Source organism: Cupriavidus basilensis (genome assembly GCF_029335485.1).
GTDB lineage: Bacteria > Pseudomonadota > Gammaproteobacteria > Burkholderiales > Burkholderiaceae > Cupriavidus > Cupriavidus basilensis_E.
Genome location: NZ_JARJLM010000096.1, coordinates 1 through 17627, shown reverse-complemented (window position 1 = coordinate 17627; position 17627 = coordinate 1). Strand labels below are relative to the sequence as shown.

Below are 17627 nucleotides of genomic sequence, written 5' to 3'. Positions count from 1 at the left end.
CGAAGCTCTGATTGTCGAGATGCGGGCAACGGTGGGGCAGGTGTTCGATATCGTGCTCGTGCCCGTCTCGCATCCGGAACTGGACGAAATCCGCATCAACGATAGCCTGTTCGCCGTGGGGCGCGCGGAAGCGCCTTTTACCGCATACCCTGCCGAGGTGGCGGCGGTGCTGTCGCGCCGGCATGCGCGCATCTTCTCCGAGCATGGCGCGGCCTACGTCGCCGACCTGGGCAGCAAGAATGGCACCACGGTCAATGGCGAGACCGTGGCGCAGCAACCGGCAAGGCTGCGCGACGGGGATGAACTGCGCTTTGGCGCGGCGCTGTGCTACCGGGTGTGCCTGCATTCGCGCGCACCATTGCAGGCCGAACCCCAGGTTCAGCTCGTGCTGACGCTAAGCCCGGAGCGCGGCGATCTCGGGCTGCTGCCGATCGAGCTGACGGGATTTCCCTTCCTGGTCAGCAAGGCCGATGAGACGTTTTCCCGCTACAAGGATGTCTATTCCCATCAGGTCAACTACGTTTCACGGCGTCATGCGCACGTCTTCCTGAAGGGCGGCCAGCCGTTCGTCGAGGATCTTGGCAGTACCAATGGGACCTTCGTCAACGGCAAGCGCGTGGAGGATCACGCGGTCGCGCTTGGCGAAGGGGATCTGCTTGCGTTTGGCGGTAATCACTTTGTTTATCGGGTCGCCATACATAGTCAGGCAGTCGCGGACGAGACCGTCACCAGTCGTCCGGTCGTGCGGCCCTCCGAGACGGAAAGCGCCATGCAGCCGGTGGAGGGCGTGGCGGCACCCGCGCCGTCAGTGTCAGTGGCGCCGGCGCAGGATCCCGACAAGACCACGTTCGTCGCCGCGGCCGGTTCTTTCCTCGATATCTTCTGCGTCGACTACGACGCGCAGCAGGACGATGAAATCAACCGCGAGGCCTTGCCCCAGCCCGAGGGCGATGGCAAGGCGGAGGACGGGCCCCGCGCGCAGGGCAGGTTCGCACTCGTCATGGGCCGGCTCGGCAGCAGTTTCGGCGCGACCGAGCGTGCCAGCCTGAAGCGCGCGGCACGCTGGGGCGGGGCATTGGCAGCGATCGTCGCGATGCTGCTGCTTGTGCAGTATTTTCGCGGCGCGTCCGAACGCGAGATGAAGGCATTGATGGCGAGTGGCAACTACGCTCGCGCGGCGGCCGTCGCCGACGCGTATCTTGCGCGGCACCCGGAGAGCACGCAGTTCAAGGCGGCAGGCACCGAAGCCCTGCTAAGGGCGCAAGTGCCGGCATGGATAGCCCAACTGCAGTCGCGCGACTTCAACGGCGCGCAAGCGGCGCTGACACGCATGAAGGCGCTCGGTGCGCACAATGCCGATGCGCGCGGACTGCTGGACGAACTCGACTGGATCGGCAGGCTGAATCGATTCGTGGCGGGCAGGGGTGGCGTGGAGGCGCCTATCCGCATCTACGCCGACGAAGGCAGCATCCGCGCCTTGCTGAAGCACTGGAACGACGATACGCCCGCGCACCAGCGCGCCCTCGACCGCATCGCTTCCTATGTGCCGCAGTTCAGGGAGCCGTACGCAGATGCGCTCAGCTACGTGCGCAAGTTGCAAAGCGACGACTCGGTCTATCTGGCGGCCATCGACCGCCTGAACGCGTCGCTTGCCACTGGCCTGGCAGGCGATAGTCCTCAGGCCCTGCAATCGGTGCTGGCAGATTACGCGGAGAAGTACCCCAGGCTCGGCGGCATCGAGCGGCTCAATCAGGATTTGCGGCAGTACCTTGAACTGGACGCGGCAATGCGCGCACCGACGCTGGGACCGGTGATGGCACAAATGGCCAAGCCCGGATTTTCCACGCCTGTGTTCCAGGCACGCTACCGAGAGCTGGCGGCCGGCCGCCTGCCTCCGCCGGACGTGGTAAAGCAATACGGCGAGGCGGACAAGGCCTGGCGTGCGGGAAACAGTGCCGGGACCTTTGCCGGGCTGCAGCAGATAACGACGGGACCCTGGGCCGAGGCGGCGGTCAGGGACCTGGCGCGCAGGCAAGCCGTGGCCGCGCAGTTCGCTGAACTGCCGAAGGCGCGCGGAGGCCCCGGCTTCGAGGAGCGCCTGCTGTCGTTCTACGCCATGCTGGATCCGGCCGAGGACAGCTATTTCCTCAAGGCGGTCGAGCCTGATGTGGCGGCTATCCACGACGCCGCGCTCAGGCGCGCGCAAACGCTGATGAACGGCGCGCTGGCCTCATGGCGCCAATACCGCCGCGACGGTGCGATCGGCGGCGAGCAGCGGCTCGAATCCGAGATCTCGCCAAAGTTCCGCACGCAGGCGCGCTTGCTGTCCAATGCCAGCACGCAGGCGCGGCAGGGCATGCGGATCTACGCGCAGCTGAAAGTCGGCGATACGGCGCAGTGGAGCCAGGTCCAGGCGGACATCGATTCGGAGTCGGCGTTGCAGCGGCGTTCCTTGCAGGAGTTGCGCATGGTGCTGAATCCTGCCTTGCTCAAGGCCAAGCTTGCATTGATAGGGGGGGAGGGCGATGAAGGACGACGGCCGGGACAATCGCCTTAAGCCGCTGGCTGAGGCGCTGGAAGATCACAGTGCCGAGGGCATCGCCATTCTCAGCGCGGAGCCCTGGAAGCTGATGCAGCTGTCCGTGCTGGTCATGGTCTTGCTGGTCCTGTGCGCGCTGGTGTGGGCTTTCGTGGGCCATGCGGATGTGATCGTGACCGCCGACGGCACGCTGGCGCCCGAGTCTGAAGTACGGCGCTTCTACGCACCCGTCGACGGGGAGCTGGCGGATCTCTACGTGGCGGAGGGCCAACCGGTGTCGAAGGACGATGTGCTGGCGCGGCTGAATGCGCGTGGCGCGATCGAAGCCGCCACCAATGCGCTGGAAGCGCAGCTGAAGCTGCAGGATTCCGAGCGCGAGTGGAAGCAGTTCCCCGACAAGAAGCTGTTGATGGAGCGCAAGGCCGCGGCGCTGAAGCAGCAGATCGAAGTGGCCGAGCGTCTCCATGAGACCCGGACGGCGGAGGGCACTACCCGCCTTGCGGAGCAGCAGCGCGCGCAATTGCAGCAGGCGCGCAGCAACCTGGACAGCGCGCGCCGCGCCCGCGATTTCGCCCGCCAGGAGCAGGACAGGTATGCGCGCCTGTTCGCGCTGCCCGGCGGTGGCGGTGTCTCGCAGTCGCAGGTGGAGTCCAAGCGGATCGCCGCGGTCGAGGCGGAGAATGCGCTGCAGATTGCCCAGTCGCGGCTCACCGAGCTGGATTCCAAGCTAAGCCAGGAGTTCAACCAGGCCACCGTGCAGCTCGAAGGCAGCAGCCAGGAGTTGACCAACCTGCGCATCCAGTATGACGCCGCGCTGCGCGAGATCAGCAACACCGAGGACAAGCTGCGCCTGCAGGTGCAGACGGCGCGGCTGGTGGCCGAAGCGGCGGCGCGCATCCGCTTCGAGAATATCGACAAGGACAACTTCCTGCTGATCCTGGCACCCGTGGCCGGGGTGATCACGGATGTCAGTTCCACCCAGCGCGGCGACAAGGTCCAGGCGAATGCGCCGCTCGGCGGTATCGCGCCAAAGAATGCGCGCCCGGTGCTCAAGATCGTGATCGCCGAACGGGATCGCGCTTTCCTGCGCGAGGGCCTGCCGGTCAAGCTGAAGTTCAATGCCTTTCCCTATCAGCGCTATGGCCTGATCAACGGCACGCTCGATTACATCGCGCCGGCCACCAAGCTGACGGGCCAGAACAAGCAGCCGGTGTACGAGGGCCGGGTCAGGCTGTCGCAGGACTATTACCTGGTGGCGGGCAACCGCTATCCGTTGCGCTATGGCATGACCGCCACGGCGGAGATCGTGGTGCGCGAGCGCCGCCTGATCGATCTGGGGCTGGATCCGTTCCGGCAGGTGGCCGGCTGACATGCGCATGGCGCGTGCGGCGGCGCGGGGCGGCCGAGGGGATGTGCCGGTGGCCGGGCGCCGGCGGGCAGGGTGTGGTGCAAAGAGCGGGAAAAAGATCAAGGAGCAGACGAGATGACAGCGATTGTGCGGGTCGACGACGAAGTCATCGGCGTCGAGGAGTTTATCCGGGTCCTGAAACTCACAGGCCAGTTCGAGGGGCTGATCGAGCAGATCGTCAGGGACAAGCTGACGGTGCACGCGGCGAAGAAGCAGGGCATCGCCGTGTCGGCGGACGAGATCCAGGCGCGCGCGGATCAGTTTCGCCGCGTGCAGGGCTTGCACCGCGCCAAGGAGATGAACCATTACCTGGACGTGCTCGGCGTCAGCCTGGATGAGTTCGAGGTTTTTGTCACCGATAGCCTCTACCAGGAAAAGATGCTGGCCGAGGTGACCAGCGACGAGGCGGTGGACACCTATTTCAAGCTGCATTCGCCGAAGTTCGACAGTATCGAGGTCAGCCATATCGTGGTCGATGCCGAAGGCACGGCCAAGGAGCTGATTTCCTATCTGCGGGACGACCCCGGCAGTTTCGCCGAGATGGCGCGCGAGCACTCCATCGCGGACACGAAGGAACAAGGCGGCGCGATCGGCAAAGTCCTGCGCGGTTCGCTGAAGACCGACATCGAAGCCAAAGTGTTCAACGCCGCCGAAGGCGACCTGCTGGGGCCGTTTCCCTCGCAGGACAAATCGTTCTTCGAGATCTTCATGGTGAGTGCCAAGCATCCCGCAGTCCTCGACGCGGATGTGGCGGCGGAGGTGCGCCGGCGCCTGCGCGAAGACTGGCTGATGGCCAGGGCGCAGGAACACGTCATCGAAGCGCGCTAGGTGCGGGGGGGTGAAGCATATGGAAGCCAGCTCTGACCTGCAGCCGCTCGCCGATTTCCTGTCGGGCGTGGAGATACTCTCGCCGTTCTCGCGAGAGGAACTGGAGTGGCTGGCGGAGCATGCGCAAGCACTGTCCTATGGCTTCGGGGAGACGGTCTGCGACGCGGGAGATCCGGCCGGTGGCCTCTTCGTCATCAAGTCGGGCTCAGTGCGCATCTTCAACGAGGAAAACGGCAAGGAGGTGAGCCTGGGCGTGCGCAAGGCGCGCGAAGTCTTCGCCGATATCGCCATGCTGCGAGAGTACCGGCACGAGTCCTCGGTACGCTCTTCGGGCAAGACCGAGCTGCTGTTCATCCCGCGCAGCGTGACCGAAGCCATGCTCGCGCAGAATCCGGCCGCCATGGCGTTCATCTCCAGCTATGTCGCCATCAGTTCCGCCGGCGGCTTCGTCGCGCGTCTGTTCGATCTGCGCGGCAAGCTCGACAAGGGCGAGCTCGAGGAAGCCGTGCGCAGCGTGGGCGTGAAACGGGTCTCGGCCGGCAAGGAAATCCTGAAGCAGGACGCGCGGGAGGATCGCCGCCTGTACGTGGTGCGGCAAGGCGAGGTGCGCATCGTGCGCATCGAGGAGGGCGTCGAGTATCCGCTGGCGACGCTGCGCCAGGGCGACATCTTTGGCGAGCGCGCCTGCGTGATGCGGCAGGAGCAGATCGCCTCGGCCATCGCCGGCACGGATGCCAGGCTGCTGGTGATTCCGGAAAAGACCGTGCAGCTGATCCTGGAGCGCAATCCCAAGCTGCGCGAAGTGCTGGAGGAGCGGATCCGTTTTATCGACCGCGAGCTGCATCGGCAAAAGAAGATGGCCGAACGGCGCAAGCGTCCCGTCATGCTCGACCTGCGCTCGAAGCCGGAGTTCGGCGAGCGGGTGATCCGCCGTTTCGCCCTGGTCGAACAGGCCGAGGAGATGGATTGCGGAGCCGCCTGCCTGGCCATGATCTGCCGCCATCATGGCATTCCCATGACGCTGGGCAAGCTGCGGGAACTGGCCAACGTGACCACCCAGGGTGCCACGCTGGACAGCCTGGCGCGCGCCGGCGAGTCGCTCGGTTTCACCACGCGGGGCGTGCAGTGCACGCACGATTCCCTGCTGGGCTTCGCGCTCCCGTTTATCGTGCACTGGGAAGGCTATCACTACGTGGTGGTCTACGGCGTGTCGAAGCGCTGGGTATGGGTGGCCGACCCGGCTCTCGGCTTTCGCAGGATGCGGACAGAGGAGTTCGAGCGCGGGTGGAGCGGCACCTGCCTGCTTTTCACTTCCGGGGAGAGCATGGCGCAGCTGGCGGTGGCGCGCTCGCCCTGGCTGCGCTTCATTGGTTACCTGGCGCCGTACAAGCGGATTCTTGCGCACCTGTTCCTGGCGACCTTCGTGATCCAGGTGCTGGGGGTAGTGCCGCCGCTGATCATCCAGAACATCCTTGACGGCGTGGTGGTGCACCAGAACGTGGGACTGCTGAACCTGCTGATCCTGGGGCTGATTGTCTCCAGCGTCTTCTCGCAGCTGATGAGTACGGTGCGGGCCTATCTCGCCAACTTCATGGTGCGCAATATGGATTTTGCGATGATGTCGCACTTCTTCAAGCACACCTTGTCGCTGCCGTTTTCCTTCTTCGCCAAACGCAAGACGGGCGATATCTTTGCCCGTTTCCAGGAGAACCAGACCATCCGCGCCTTCCTGACCGAGTCGACGGTGACCACCGCGCTCAACCTGCTGATGGTGTTTATCTACTTCACCATCATGTTTCTCTACAACGTCAAGATGACGCTGGTGCTGATCGCCTTTGTGATCCCCATCGCGGCTTTGACCGTGATTGCAACGCCCAGGGTCAAGGCCTATGCGCGCGAGGTGTTCACCACATCGACCGACGCCAGGTCCTACCTGATGGAGACGCTGAGCGGCGTGGAGACCGTGAAAGGCATGGGCATCGAGCGCCCGGTGCGCCTGAAGTGGGAGAAGAAGTACGCCAAGGCGCTGGAATTGCAGTACAAGGCGCAGGCTTTTCACATCCTGGTCGGGCTGGCCAGCCAGTTGCTCAATGCAGCGACGACCATTGCCGTACTGTGGGTTGGGGCCAACCTGGTGCTGCAGCGGGAACTGACCATCGGGCAACTGATCGCCTTCAATGCCTTTATGGGCAGTGTGCTGGCGCCGTTGATGGGGCTGGTGGCGCTATGGGGCCAGCTCAACGACGCCGGCGTGGCCATGGAACGGCTGGGCGACGTGCTGGACCTGGATCCGGAGCAGAAGCCGCAGGACCTGCCGTCGCGCGTGATGCTGCCGGACCTGCAAGGCGAGATCAATCTGGAGGGCGTCTATTTTCGCTATGGCGGCAACGAAACGCCTTACGTGCTCGAGAACATCAGCTTCAGTATCAAGCCGGGCGAACTGCTGGCCATCGTAGGGCGCAGCGGATCGGGAAAGACCACCCTGGCCAAGATGCTGGTGGGCTTCTATGCGCCTACCGATGGCAAGGTGACGGTGGACGGCTATGACCTTGGCGTGATCGACAAGGAGTATTACCGCGCGCAGATTGGCTACGTGATGCAGAGCAACCTGCTGTTCTCGGGCACCATCGCCGAGAACATCGCTTGCGGGGACGATAGTCCGGACCGCCGCCGTATCGAGGAAGTGGCAAAGATGGCCGATGCCCACGCGTTCATCAGCAAGCTGCCGCTGGGCTATGAGCAAGTGGTTGGCGAGCGGGGCATGGGACTGTCCGGCGGGCAGATACAGCGCTTGTGCATAGCGCGCGCGCTGTATCACGATCCCCGCCTGCTGGTCTTCGACGAAGCGACCTCGGCGCTGGATACCCAGTCCGAGAGCAATATCCTCGGCAATATGCAGGAGATCCTGCGCGGCCGCACGGCCGTGATCATCGCGCACCGCCTGAGCACCATCATGCGCGCGGACAAGATCCTGGTGCTGTACGAGGGGGCCATCGCCGAGCAGGGGCGGCATGAGGAACTGCTGGAGCGCAAGGGCATGTACTACCAGCTGGTGCAGAAGCAGCTGAGCGCGGCTTGATCGCGGCTTGAGCGCTGCCGCACTGCCTGCTTCCTTCCGGCCCGGAGCACCGGGGCCTGCACGTGTCGATGGGACGCGATGAGGTAACGCAAGGCGTAGGGAGCGCGACATGAAGCTATTCAACCAGGGCGGCCTTGCCGGCTCCGCCATCTCCTACGCCGGGCTGATCGAGAAAATCGAGATCCTGCGCTCCACGCTGCGCTGGGCATCCAGGCTGGAGCGCGCGGAGATCGAGAAACTGCTCAAGCAGGCGACAACGCTGCGCGACGAAGTGATGCAGCTGTCGCACAAGGAGCGTTTTGTACAGGCGGCGGTGGCCGAGACGGCCCCGGCCGACCTTGCGCCACGGGAGCGCCGCCAGGCCCTGCTGGAGCGCAGCTTTATTTTCGAGGGCACTTTCGGCGACAACCCCAAGCTGCTGGAGGCGCTGGAAATCGCCGAGAAGGCCGCGCCGACCGACCTGCCCGTGCTGATCGATGGCGAGAGCGGTACCGGCAAGGAGTTGATGGCCAAGGTGATCCATGCCAATGGGTCCCGAACGGACAAGCCCTATATCTCGGTGAACTGCGGCGCGATTCCCGAAAACCTGATCGAGTCGGAACTGTTCGGGCACAAGAAGGGGGCTTTCACCGGCGCGTCTGCCGATCGCCGGGGCAAGTTCGAGAGCGCGCATACCGGCACCATCTTCCTCGACGAGATTGGCGAGCTGCCGCTGACCGGGCAGGTCAAGCTGCTGCGCGTGCTGGAGTCGCACGAGATCCAGCGGGTCGGCTCCGACGAGACCATATCGGTCGACACGCGCATCGTCGCGGCCACCAACCGGGACCTGCGGCGCCTGAGCGATGAGGGCAGGTTTCGCGAGGACCTGTTCTACCGGCTCAGCGTGATCCACGTCACGCTGCCGCCGCTGCGCGAGCGGCGCGACGAGATCGGCCTGCTGGTGGCGTATTTCGGCGACGAGGCGGCCGGTGCGCTGAAGCGCCGTCCCGTCAAGCTGACGCCACGCCTGCGGGATTTCCTGATGAACTACGCTTATCCCGGAAATATCCGCGAGCTGCGCAACCTGATGTACCGGATCTCCTGCCTGGCCGGTGACACGGCCGATCTCGAACACCTGCCGCAGGATCTGCGGCCCAAGTCCGCAGCGCCCGCCATGGCGGCAGGCGGCTCGCCGCCCGGCGGGGCCGATGCGTCGACGGCCGCTTCGCTCAGCGAAGCCAAGCGCGCCGCCAGCGATGAAGCCGAGCGCGCATTCCTGGAGCGCGGGTTGCTGGAAGTGGGCGGCACCGTGGCGGAACTGGCCAGGCGCTTCGATATGAATCGATCCCACCTGCAGATGCTGTTGAAGAAGCACGGCATCCATTCCAAGGACTTTCGCAACCAGGGTACTGCACAGGGCGGCAAGGCGAGATAGACGGTTTCGCGCCCAGCGTGCCTTGCGCAGGCGCGCTGGGCGCTACAGCGCTGGATTGACCATGGTCTTGTCGGCGCTGTAGAGGTCTTCCGCCCGCGCCACCACCACAGAGATATTGTCGTGGCCACCCCGGCCCAGCGCCGCCGTCACCAGGGCCTGGGCAGCCAGTTCGCAATCGCCGCAGGCCAGTATGCTGGCGATCTCCGGATCCCTCAGTTCATTGCTGAGCCCGTCGCTGCAGAGCAGGAAGATGTCGGCATCGGCCACTTCGACCCAGGTCTGGTCCACGTCCAGCGTGGCATTTGCGCCCACGGCGCGGGTGATGGTGTTGTGCGCCGGATGATGAACGGCTTCCTCCGCCGTGATCAGGCCGCGTGCCTTGAGCTCTTCCACTCGGCTGTGGTCCCGGGTTAGCTGTGTCAGGTGCGCGTCGCGGTAAAGATAGATACGGCTGTCGCCTGCCCAGAGGCAGCCGCAGAAGCGTTCGCAGGCCATCAGCACCACCACGGTGCTGCCGATGCGGCGCACCTGGCGGCGCGCCGCTTCCGCGAGAAGTTCCCGGTTGGCGTCCTGCAAGGCGGTTCGTGCATCGTCCAGCAGGGTCTCGACGCTGCGGGGCGGGCCCAGCCTGGCCAGCATTTCCACGACGAGATTGCTGGCATAGTCGCCCACTGCGTGGCCGCCCATGCCGTCGGCCACGGCCCACAGTCCGCGCTCGGGTTGCGCGAGGCAGGCATCTTCATTGCGCTCCCTTACCAGGCCGACATCGGAGCGAGCCGCCGAGGTCCAGCGGAATTGCGATGCACAGGTCACGATCATCTCCGGTATTCGGGCGAGCAGGGCGCACGGCCGCCATGCCGCGGCGCGGGAAACGCCGGCGTGGCGGCCGGTGCGTGGCCGGACTGTGCAGGGGGCCGCGCTGATTGCGCGTGGCCAGCTTACATCCGTCCGTTGTTCCTTGCCCCCTGTCCCGCTTGCACATTGATGTTCGCGCCAGGCGCCGTATTGCGAACGTCGATGTTCTGGAACTGGTTAACCATCTGATCAGCATAGAAGCTGTTGTTGATCTCGTAAAAGTTGACGGAGGGGCCGACACTCGGCGTTGCCGGGGCGTAGGGCTGAATCCAGCCGAACACCCAGGGGGCGCCGCCGCCACGGATGGCGGCCATAGCCTGCCCGTCCAGCGTGCGGTTGGCGTAGAGGTCTTTGATGGTGAGCGCCGCCATGATCGGTCTCCAGTGCGTGGAATGGGATTCGGGCCGTCTTCGGTCCGGTCGGTGGCTTGTCGCCATGCTTGCATGGAGCAAAGCGCATGCCAGCGGTCGGCCGATTCTCATGCATCGGCGCAAGTGCCTGATTTTGCTGGCCTCGCGTCGCGTGCCAGGCAAAATCCGGCCGACCGCGTGCTGTCCTATCGCCGGCACCGTTGGCGTCTCGCCAACAGCGCCGAGCCGTATGGTGGCCGCAGACCATCCTTTTTGGGTCCGGCGGACGGAGACGTTGCCGCTCGCTGCGTGCCCCCTGGTTCGGGGCACAGTTGCAGCGCTCTTGTTCATGCTGCTTCCCCGATACACGTAGTCAATGGGTCCGCTGCAATGCCGTGGCGCCATGCAGTTCGCGGCCTGATGGCGGCGCTGGACCAACACATTGAATGGCCTGCTGTTGGTGGTGCTGCAACGGTTTCCCCGGCCCAGGCGGGCAATGCTGCCTGCAATCCTTTGTCGCGCCTGGGACTGTGGCGCATGGCACGGTTGATGCGCATGGATGGCAACGAAGCGGGCATTGCCTGCGGCAAGCAAACAGATCAGAGGCAGCCATGAACCACCAAGAACAACAAGGCCATGCGCAGGCCAACCCGCGGCAAGGCGCCGATGCCATTGGCACAGGCCTGCCGCTGGGAGCACACCTGATCACGGAGCGCCGTGGCTACGCCCATCATGGCATCTACATTGGCGCAGGCAAGGTGGTTCACTACGCCGGGTTTGCCGGATCATTGCATCGCGGCCCGGTGGAGGAGATCACGCTGGACGCCTTCGCGGTTGGCCAGCCGGTCAGCGTGAAGGCCAATCCCTGCGCGAGGTATGCCGGTCTCGAAGCGGTGGCGCGCGCATGCTCCCGCCTCGGCGAAGACAATTACCGCCTGCTCACCAACAACTGCGAGCACTTCTGCACATGGTGCCTGTTTGGCGAAAGCCGCAGCGAGCAGGTGGAAGCGTGCCTGCACCATCCCTCCAGGGCCGTGCACACCCTGGCCAACCTGCTCAGGACTTTTTTCGAATCCGAATGGAAGGGCGGGCACTTCGGTGCCAGCACTGCATAGGCACGGCGCCCCTTCGCGGGACAAAGGCAGCGCCAAGGAAGCAAAGGAGACTGACATGCAAGCGAGCGGAATATCCCTGCGCAGGCTGATCGACAAATGGCTGGGGTCGAACCTCGCGGCCCCCGCGCGCATCACGCGCTTGCGCCGCTCGCTGACTTGCCGCGGCGGCTGCGTGCGGGTGGACGTGGCACGTTCCTCGGGGCCGGTATCGATGTTCTTCTTCCGCCACGACGACGGATGCTGGTGCGTGTTCCCGCCGTCGCTCAGGCTGGGCTGAGGCTGAAAACGCAACGAGCCATATCCTTATGGAGGGATAGGCGTCCGAATCTGGCCATGCACGGATCTGTCCATCTATGATGACCTCAGGCACACCGAAGAGGAGTTGCAGCATGGAGCGACAATTCGAATATGGCGGCTACGCCATAGTGGCCCGCGCGGTGCCTTCGGCCGCCGGTGGGTTTACGGCGATGGTCGTCATCGCTGACGCTTTCGGCGAAGCCTCGCAGCCTTCGTTTGCGGAGGAGGCGGGCATTGCCGAGACGGCCGAAGCCGCCATTGCCCTCGCTGAAGCCGCCGCCATGCGCACGATTGACGCCGGACAGGTGAACTAGCCGCAGTTCGATCGGGCGCCGTTTGCCATTGCCCCCTGAGAGCCTGCCCGCGCACACCAGCCGCATTCTGCTGGAAACCATTGCTTACATTTGCCGAATGGTGCCGTGCCTATGCTGATCGGAGGCGCATCCTTGATCGGAGAGACTCATGAAGCCCACACTTGCACTGCTTGCCATTGTTACCGTGCTGCTCGGCGGCTGTGTGGTCGCTCCCTATGGTGGCGAGCATCGTGGTGGCGGCGGGTACTACGGCGGCGACGCGCGGGAGAGCCGCGACAGGGACCAGGGTGGCCGGGGCGATCGCCGGGATTCTGGCGATGACCACAATCGAGGGCCGGGCGGCGGGCGGGACCAGTACTGAGCCTCCACGGCCCGGCAAGCGCGCGCTTGCTGGCGCCGGTCCCGGGCCCAGGCCCTTCGATGCAAGGGGCAGCGCATTCATCGGTATGAGTCTGTCACGCGTCGCCGGATAGAGCGTGGGCGTATCGCCGGAATCCAGGCGCAGATGAGCGGGCCCGGTACCGGGAGCAGGGCGATGAACGCGCTCGTCTTGGCGGTCCGGCTGCGCCGGTCTTTCGCTTCGCTGTGGTGCCGTCCGCTGCGTCGAGGCCTGTTTGAGCCTGTGGGGGAGCGGTTGCCTACGGCGGGGGACGTTTCTTTGTGGGCGGCGTGGTGTCATCGGCGCCGGGGCTGGGAGAGAGGCGAAGAGCGCGCTCAGCGGCAAGCTGTCTGGCTAACCGCCTGACCAGGCCACTCAAGGGGCTCTCGGTGTCAAGCTGCGCCCGGTTGCAGGTCCGCGCCGTTATGATTGCCAATGCCTGAATGCGCGCACCTTCAGCCTTTGCAATTGCCAGGCGATATGCTTCCCTGGAGTCGGCGAGTGCCCGGGCGAGGCGTGCCTGCGCGCTCGCGATCACTTGGGGATCCTTCGGCGCCGCGTTTCTCAGCGCCGCGTAGAACTGTGACTCGGCCTCCTCGTTGGCCTGCTGAAGCTCGTTCCTGGCGCCTCTAGCCGCATGCTCGAATTTTTCCTCGGCCTCCTGAATCGCGTCAGCCTGTGCCTCGGTTGACCCGGATGTATCCGCCGAATCGCTCATGCTTCTCCCCTGTCCTGTTGGGGACAGTATCTATCCTCGATACTGGGGTCAGAACCCCCAACTGAGGGGGTTCGTTTGTCCGCGGGCGCAGGTGCGGGGCGGTGGCGACGCCCATGTCGATGCCGCAGATACGGTGTCAGGCCGCAAGCATGTCCACCTCGCTGCCTGGAAGGAGCCCTTCCTGAAGCCCTTGGCGTCACCGCGCAGGCTGCGGCAGAATCCGAATGTCTTGGTTTCGCGGCAGATCGTGGAGATACCTCCGCCGCTGAGGCACCTTTGTTTGCAATCAGCAGCTTGCCGAGCCGGTATGCTTCGTGCGAATCACCTTCTCCGATCTGGATAATGTCATGAAATCCCTTCTCGCATTGTTTGTTGCCTGCGGCGCGTTGCTCAGTGGCTGTGTGGTAGCTCCCTACGATGACGGATACCGTGGCGATCGAGGCAACGGCTGCCCTCCTGGCCAAGCGAAGAAAGGCAATTGCCGGGTTGATCAGTACGACAACGAGTCGTTCTGCCCTCCAGGGCAAGCCAAGAAGGGCCGCTGCTGATTCCAATTCGCCTATGCGTTGATTCTGCCGAGGCTTCGTCGGCGAAGCCAGGCGTACGGGTCCGGCCCGTGCTTCTTCCGGCGCGCCAGCGCCGGCCTTAATCGTGTGGATCACCAACAACGCGGCGGCGATCGCGGGGCAACCCGCCCAGCGGCACGGGCTCATCCATTGGAATCTGGCCCAGCGGGTAACCCCAGGCGTGTGATGGCAAAGATCGAGGCGCGGTGCGCCAGGTGGCTGCCGGCCGTCTGCGGCTGCACTCCCAGGCCCTGGGTAATCGGGAGATATCCCGGTTGCCTGTCAGCGGCCGCTCTGTGTACACGAGCTTGCCACTCTCATACAGGCGGATATTGGCGGTGTAACCTATACTCTCGTCCTTTCGCTCGCGCTGCGTGATTGTTCCATGATGCCGGTGCTACCTGGGGTATGCCAGTGCTACGCCGTAGCACTTGGGTGCATAAACAGGCCCAAGCAGTCAAGAGTGAGCGGAAACAAGGCAGACTAGAAACAACCGTAGAACCCAGTACCCAAGCCGTTTTCCAATGAATTCAACCCCTCGCCGCATCTCGGTTGCACCGATGATGGATTGGACTGATCGCCACTGCCGCATGTTTCACCGGCAGTTGAGCCGCCATGCATGGCTGTACACGGAGATGGTGACCACCGGCGCTCTGCTCCATGGCGACGTGGCGCGCCACCTCGATTTCGATGCGGCGGAACAGCCCGTGGCGCTGCAACTTGGCGGAAGCGAGCCTGCTGACCTCGCCGCAGCGGCGAAGCTGGGAGAGCAGTGGGGCTATGTCGAGGTCAATCTGAATTGCGGATGCCCTTCCGAGCGTGTGCAGCGAGGTGCCTTTGGCGCTTGCCTGATGGCGGAACCTGCCCTGGTGGCGGATTGCGTGAAGGCGATGCGCGATGCAGTATCGATTCCGGTGACAGTGAAGCATCGTATCGGCATCGATACCATCGATCACTATGATTTCGTCCGTGATTTCGTGGGTACCATAGCTGAAGCGGGCTGCAAGACCTTTATTGTCCATGCGCGCAACGCGATCCTGAAAGGTCTGAGTCCTAAGGAGAATCGCGAGATTCCGCCGCTGCGCTACGAAGTGGCATACCAGCTCAAGCAGGAATTCCCGCAACTGGAAATCCTGATCAACGGGGGCATTGTCACGCATGACGAGATGGACGAGCACCTGACGCACGTCGATGGCGTGATGATCGGGCGCGAGGCCTATCACCAGCCATATGTGCTGGCGGACATGGATGTGCGTTTCTATGGCGCGCAGACGCCCGTGCCTTCGCGGCAGGCGGTTGAGCTGGCAATGCAGCGCTATATCGGCGAAGTTGTCGAGCAAGGGGGCTATATGGGAGCCGTCACTCGCCATATGCTGGGCCTGCATCGCGGCATCCACGGCGGCAGGGGCTGGAGGCGGGTATTGTCGGACGCGCGCCGCATGCACGCGGCGCGTACGCGTGCGGCGGTCGATGCCTTGTTTGAGGAGGCACGCGCGCACTTGCAACCGGGCGGCGAGCAACCCCTCGAAGTGGCTTGAGCGCCACGGCAGGAAGGGTGGATTCGGGGTGCCGGACATCCCGGCTGGAGCTTTTCCTCTAACTTCGAATACTGTTTTTGTGCGCTTGGGCCGTGGCGGGGCGCTGCGCGCACTTGTGCGGACCGGCGAACCGCTTTCCCGCTATGGCAAAGGGATTCCCCTAATTAGTCAAGCCGGCCACAACTTCTTACACTGTGCCTGCCCTCGAATACAGGGTTTTCTTCAACTGATTATTAAGCCCGCCTTGTGCGGGCTTTTTTTTGCCTGGATGGCTGTTGTCGCGGGTCATCCGGTGATAGGGGGGGGCATGCGTGGGCGATTTCCATGGCTGATTTGCTTCCATCGGCCGCCCTCTGTTTACCCGGATGGTACGGATGGCAAATGACAGATAGATTAACGATGCCTTCAGGGCATTTGAGATCGCTAATTCAAGGGCCCGCGAAGCGGGCTCTTTTTTTCATGAGCGGTCTCACTTATCGATCGTGCGTGAGACGCCTGCGTCGACGGTGCCGTAGGCCGTGATGCTCGACTCCCGGCCATCGTTGCCTGGGTTGGCACACCCGCCGAGGATTGCCAGGAGCGCGCAGCTTGCCGTCAAGCTCCACAAAGTTTGTGTCATGGTTTCCTTCTAATCGGGCCGCTTAGTATCGCTGTGTTGAGTATTGAGTTGTTGCGTCCGGGTTTGGTTCCTAGGAGATTGCAATCGTCGCTGATGCGGCAGGCGCAGTGTTCCCGGCGGCTAGCCGGAAGATGATCGGGCAGGGCGGCAGTTGATGCGAGCGATGGACGCGATCCCGTCTGTCGCTCGTGCGACTGGTGGCGGATGCAATTGTTTGCAGTCTTGCGCGCTTCCGCGGTCTACGCTTGTCAGCAGTCCCGGCCGCCATTGGTTTTCCTATCCGAGGCAGGCGCGCATGGTGGCTTGGCAATGTGATCGATGGCGTTGGAGGGGATCATGCATCTGGCAGAGGCCCGTTACTTGCAAGGGAAGCGCAGGCTAATCCTGTGTCGCGCATTGCTCTTGATCGCGCCTGCCGGTATGTTTGCGGCCCGGTGGATGGGCTTCGATGGCACGACCCAGGGTGTTATCTTCCTCGCCGCGATCGTTCCGGGCGGCTGGCTGTATCTCGATGCCGTGGCCAGCGAACACCTGCGCCACCGGCGATAGCTCCGTTGCTGGCAAATCTCCGATGACCGCGCCAACCGCTCCGGTGCTGATCTGCCCTTGCTGCCATCGTGCTTCGCTGTACCCCGTCACGCTTGCCCTCTCCGATATCCTTGCTCAGGGAGGGCGTGGTGGCCCTCTGCGTGCCGTGCAAGTGTGGCTATGTCCTGCCTGCGGCGAGGGCGTCATAGCCGACGATGTCCTGCGTTGGGTGCTGGGTACCGAATCCGCCGGCGACAAGCCGGCTGCTGCATAGCTGGCAAAACTCTCTTGTGGCGTCGGGCTTCCGGTTGTGATCTGGTGTGTCGTAGCCCCTGGGCCTGGGCTCGGGGCGGTTGATGCTTTGTTCTCTCCCGGCTTTGCTCTAGCATGGAGTCGTCAAGGTTTCCTTGCATCGGGCACGGGAGGTAGCTATGGCAAAGTGCGACTTGAATGGGGATTGTTCCGTTAGCGAGTGCGCCGCCACGGCGGTGGCAGTCGGCGCGTTGGCGATTGGCGCGCTAGTCGCTATTGCCTGTCTCTGCTGCTCGCGGCGTGGAGCGGCGGGAAACGCCGATTCGCCTAGTGGAAGTCATCGCTGAACTGTTCGGCGAGGGCTTCTGAACTCTTGAGCCGGTTCTTCTTTCCTGTGTCGATATCTATATTTTTAGATGTGGCTCGGCGTCTCCTGGTCGATCGTTCCCACCATCCTCGACACCTTGCTGCAGGACAAGGGTGCAGCCAAGTCACGGGGGCTATGATAGCTATGCATCAAGATGCATAAGCTCAACATCGTGGTGTTGCAGGCATACGGTCAAGATTGAGGCGGGCGCGGGTGGATGGCTCCTCCCTATGCAGGTCTCCGTGATGCTTATAGAGCACCTGGAGGTGCCTGCAAGGATCATTTCGGAAAAGCCTTGCCAGGACCGGCGGAGTCCCTTAAGATTCGCCCCCTTCGCCACACAAAGACCGCTGCAGCGCAGACGGGACAAGGGTTGCGGGGGTTGGCAGGGGAGGTTGGCGAGCCGTGTTCAGGCGCCGGCCGCAGCAAAGAAAGTTTGCGAAACCTGTTGACGAAACGAT

At 63.8% G+C, this 17627-nt stretch carries 16 protein-coding genes; 13 read left to right on the top strand and 3 right to left on the bottom strand.

What is annotated here, in order from left to right; translation table 11 throughout:
• From P3W85_RS05775 to P3W85_RS05755, 5 genes are all read left to right on the top strand, one after another.
• A partial coding sequence (locus tag P3W85_RS05775) for an FHA domain-containing protein (protein ID WP_276264064.1) occupies positions 1-2557 on the top strand: 2557 nt, incomplete at its 5' end.
• Positions 2526-3908, top strand: coding sequence for an HlyD family efflux transporter periplasmic adaptor subunit (locus tag P3W85_RS05770; protein ID WP_017227017.1), 1383 nt, complete (start codon positions 2526-2528; stop codon positions 3906-3908). The genes P3W85_RS05775 and P3W85_RS05770, both read left to right, overlap by 32 nt.
• Before the next feature lie 114 nt (positions 3909-4022).
• The gene (locus P3W85_RS05765) at positions 4023-4775 is read left to right on the top strand and encodes a peptidylprolyl isomerase (RefSeq protein WP_276264063.1); all 753 of its coding nucleotides are present in this window, start codon (positions 4023-4025) and stop codon (positions 4773-4775) included.
• A gap of 19 nt (positions 4776-4794) precedes the next feature.
• Positions 4795-7854, top strand: a complete 3060-nt coding sequence (locus P3W85_RS05760; protein WP_276264062.1) for a peptidase domain-containing ABC transporter — start codon at positions 4795-4797, stop codon at positions 7852-7854.
• Between the two features lie 109 nt (positions 7855-7963).
• Positions 7964-9268: a sigma-54 interaction domain-containing protein gene (locus tag P3W85_RS05755; RefSeq protein ID WP_276264061.1), complete on the top strand. Its 1305-nt coding sequence runs from the start codon at positions 7964-7966 to the stop codon at positions 9266-9268.
• A 42-nt stretch (positions 9269-9310) separates the two neighbouring features.
• Here P3W85_RS05755 and P3W85_RS05750 read toward each other — a convergent pair whose 3' ends face one another.
• Both P3W85_RS05750 and P3W85_RS05745 read right to left on the bottom strand, forming a co-directional pair.
• The gene (locus P3W85_RS05750) at positions 9311-10081 is read right to left on the bottom strand and encodes a PP2C family protein-serine/threonine phosphatase (protein WP_035811869.1); all 771 of its coding nucleotides are present in this window, start codon (positions 10079-10081) and stop codon (positions 9311-9313) included.
• A gap of 125 nt (positions 10082-10206) precedes the next feature.
• Entirely contained in the window at positions 10207-10494 is a 288-nt protein-coding gene (locus P3W85_RS05745) for a hypothetical protein (protein ID WP_017227023.1), read from the bottom strand.
• Positions 10495-10893: 399 nt separating this feature from the next.
• Between P3W85_RS05745 and P3W85_RS05740 the strand changes: the two genes are divergently transcribed.
• The 5 genes from P3W85_RS05740 to P3W85_RS05720 all read left to right on the top strand — a co-directional run bounded on the left by P3W85_RS05740 (position 10894) and on the right by P3W85_RS05720 (position 12560).
• The gene (locus P3W85_RS05740) at positions 10894-11088 is read left to right on the top strand and encodes a hypothetical protein (protein WP_276264060.1); all 195 of its coding nucleotides are present in this window, start codon (positions 10894-10896) and stop codon (positions 11086-11088) included.
• Complete coding sequence (locus P3W85_RS05735; RefSeq protein ID WP_276264059.1) at positions 11085-11588, top strand: lecithin retinol acyltransferase family protein; 504 nt, start codon at positions 11085-11087, stop codon at positions 11586-11588. Before P3W85_RS05740 ends, P3W85_RS05735 begins: the two co-directional genes overlap by 4 nt.
• A gap of 55 nt (positions 11589-11643) precedes the next feature.
• Positions 11644-11865: a hypothetical protein gene (locus P3W85_RS05730; protein WP_276264058.1), complete on the top strand. Its 222-nt coding sequence runs from the start codon at positions 11644-11646 to the stop codon at positions 11863-11865.
• Between the two features lie 112 nt (positions 11866-11977).
• The gene (locus P3W85_RS05725; RefSeq protein WP_276264057.1) at positions 11978-12199 is read left to right on the top strand and encodes a hypothetical protein; all 222 of its coding nucleotides are present in this window, start codon (positions 11978-11980) and stop codon (positions 12197-12199) included.
• A gap of 148 nt (positions 12200-12347) precedes the next feature.
• A complete protein-coding gene (locus tag P3W85_RS05720; protein WP_276264056.1) occupies positions 12348-12560 on the top strand; it encodes a hypothetical protein in 213 nt (70 codons plus the stop codon).
• 277 nt (positions 12561-12837) lie between these two features.
• On the opposite strand, the gene P3W85_RS05715 is transcribed toward P3W85_RS05720, so the two are convergent.
• A complete protein-coding gene (locus tag P3W85_RS05715) occupies positions 12838-13296 on the bottom strand; it encodes a hypothetical protein (protein WP_276264055.1) in 459 nt (152 codons plus the stop codon).
• 347 nt (positions 13297-13643) lie between these two features.
• Here P3W85_RS05715 and P3W85_RS05710 point away from each other — a divergent pair, with 347 nt between their 5' ends.
• The 3 genes from P3W85_RS05710 to P3W85_RS05700 all read left to right on the top strand — a co-directional run bounded on the left by P3W85_RS05710 (position 13644) and on the right by P3W85_RS05700 (position 16568).
• Positions 13644-13844 (top strand): hypothetical protein, encoded by a 201-nt coding sequence (locus P3W85_RS05710; RefSeq protein ID WP_276264054.1) that lies wholly within the window; start codon positions 13644-13646, stop codon positions 13842-13844.
• A gap of 542 nt (positions 13845-14386) precedes the next feature.
• Positions 14387-15400 carry a tRNA dihydrouridine(20/20a) synthase DusA gene (dusA, locus tag P3W85_RS05705; RefSeq protein WP_276264053.1) on the top strand — a complete coding sequence of 338 codons (1014 nt, stop codon included), beginning with the start codon at positions 14387-14389 and terminating at the stop codon, positions 15398-15400.
• A 955-nt stretch (positions 15401-16355) separates the two neighbouring features.
• Positions 16356-16568 (top strand): hypothetical protein, encoded by a 213-nt coding sequence (locus P3W85_RS05700; protein WP_276264052.1) that lies wholly within the window; start codon positions 16356-16358, stop codon positions 16566-16568.
• Positions 16569-17627: the final 1059 nt, after the last annotated feature.

Excerpts from the sequence above, each read along its gene's own strand:
- dusA (WP_276264053.1), top strand. The coding sequence starts at position 14,387 with ATGAATTCAACCCCTCGCCGCATCTCGGTTGCACCGATGATGGATTGG.
- P3W85_RS05770 (WP_017227017.1), top strand. The coding sequence starts at position 2,526 with ATGAAGGACGACGGCCGGGACAATCGCCTTAAGCCGCTGGCTGAGGCG.
- P3W85_RS05740 (WP_276264060.1), top strand. The coding sequence starts at position 10,894 with ATGGCGGCGCTGGACCAACACATTGAATGGCCTGCTGTTGGTGGTGCT.
- P3W85_RS05710 (WP_276264054.1), top strand. The coding sequence starts at position 13,644 with ATGAAATCCCTTCTCGCATTGTTTGTTGCCTGCGGCGCGTTGCTCAGT.
- P3W85_RS05725 (WP_276264057.1), top strand. The coding sequence starts at position 11,978 with ATGGAGCGACAATTCGAATATGGCGGCTACGCCATAGTGGCCCGCGCG.
- P3W85_RS05760 (WP_276264062.1), top strand. The coding sequence starts at position 4,795 with ATGGAAGCCAGCTCTGACCTGCAGCCGCTCGCCGATTTCCTGTCGGGC.
- P3W85_RS05715 (WP_276264055.1), bottom strand. The coding sequence starts at position 13,296 with ATGAGCGATTCGGCGGATACATCCGGGTCAACCGAGGCACAGGCTGAC.
- P3W85_RS05700 (WP_276264052.1), top strand. The coding sequence starts at position 16,356 with ATGCATCTGGCAGAGGCCCGTTACTTGCAAGGGAAGCGCAGGCTAATC.
- P3W85_RS05745 (WP_017227023.1), bottom strand. The coding sequence starts at position 10,494 with ATGGCGGCGCTCACCATCAAAGACCTCTACGCCAACCGCACGCTGGAC.
- P3W85_RS05720 (WP_276264056.1), top strand. The coding sequence starts at position 12,348 with ATGAAGCCCACACTTGCACTGCTTGCCATTGTTACCGTGCTGCTCGGC.
- P3W85_RS05755 (WP_276264061.1), top strand. The coding sequence starts at position 7,964 with ATGAAGCTATTCAACCAGGGCGGCCTTGCCGGCTCCGCCATCTCCTAC.
- P3W85_RS05765 (WP_276264063.1), top strand. The coding sequence starts at position 4,023 with ATGACAGCGATTGTGCGGGTCGACGACGAAGTCATCGGCGTCGAGGAG.
- P3W85_RS05735 (WP_276264059.1), top strand. The coding sequence starts at position 11,085 with ATGAACCACCAAGAACAACAAGGCCATGCGCAGGCCAACCCGCGGCAA.
- P3W85_RS05730 (WP_276264058.1), top strand. The coding sequence starts at position 11,644 with ATGCAAGCGAGCGGAATATCCCTGCGCAGGCTGATCGACAAATGGCTG.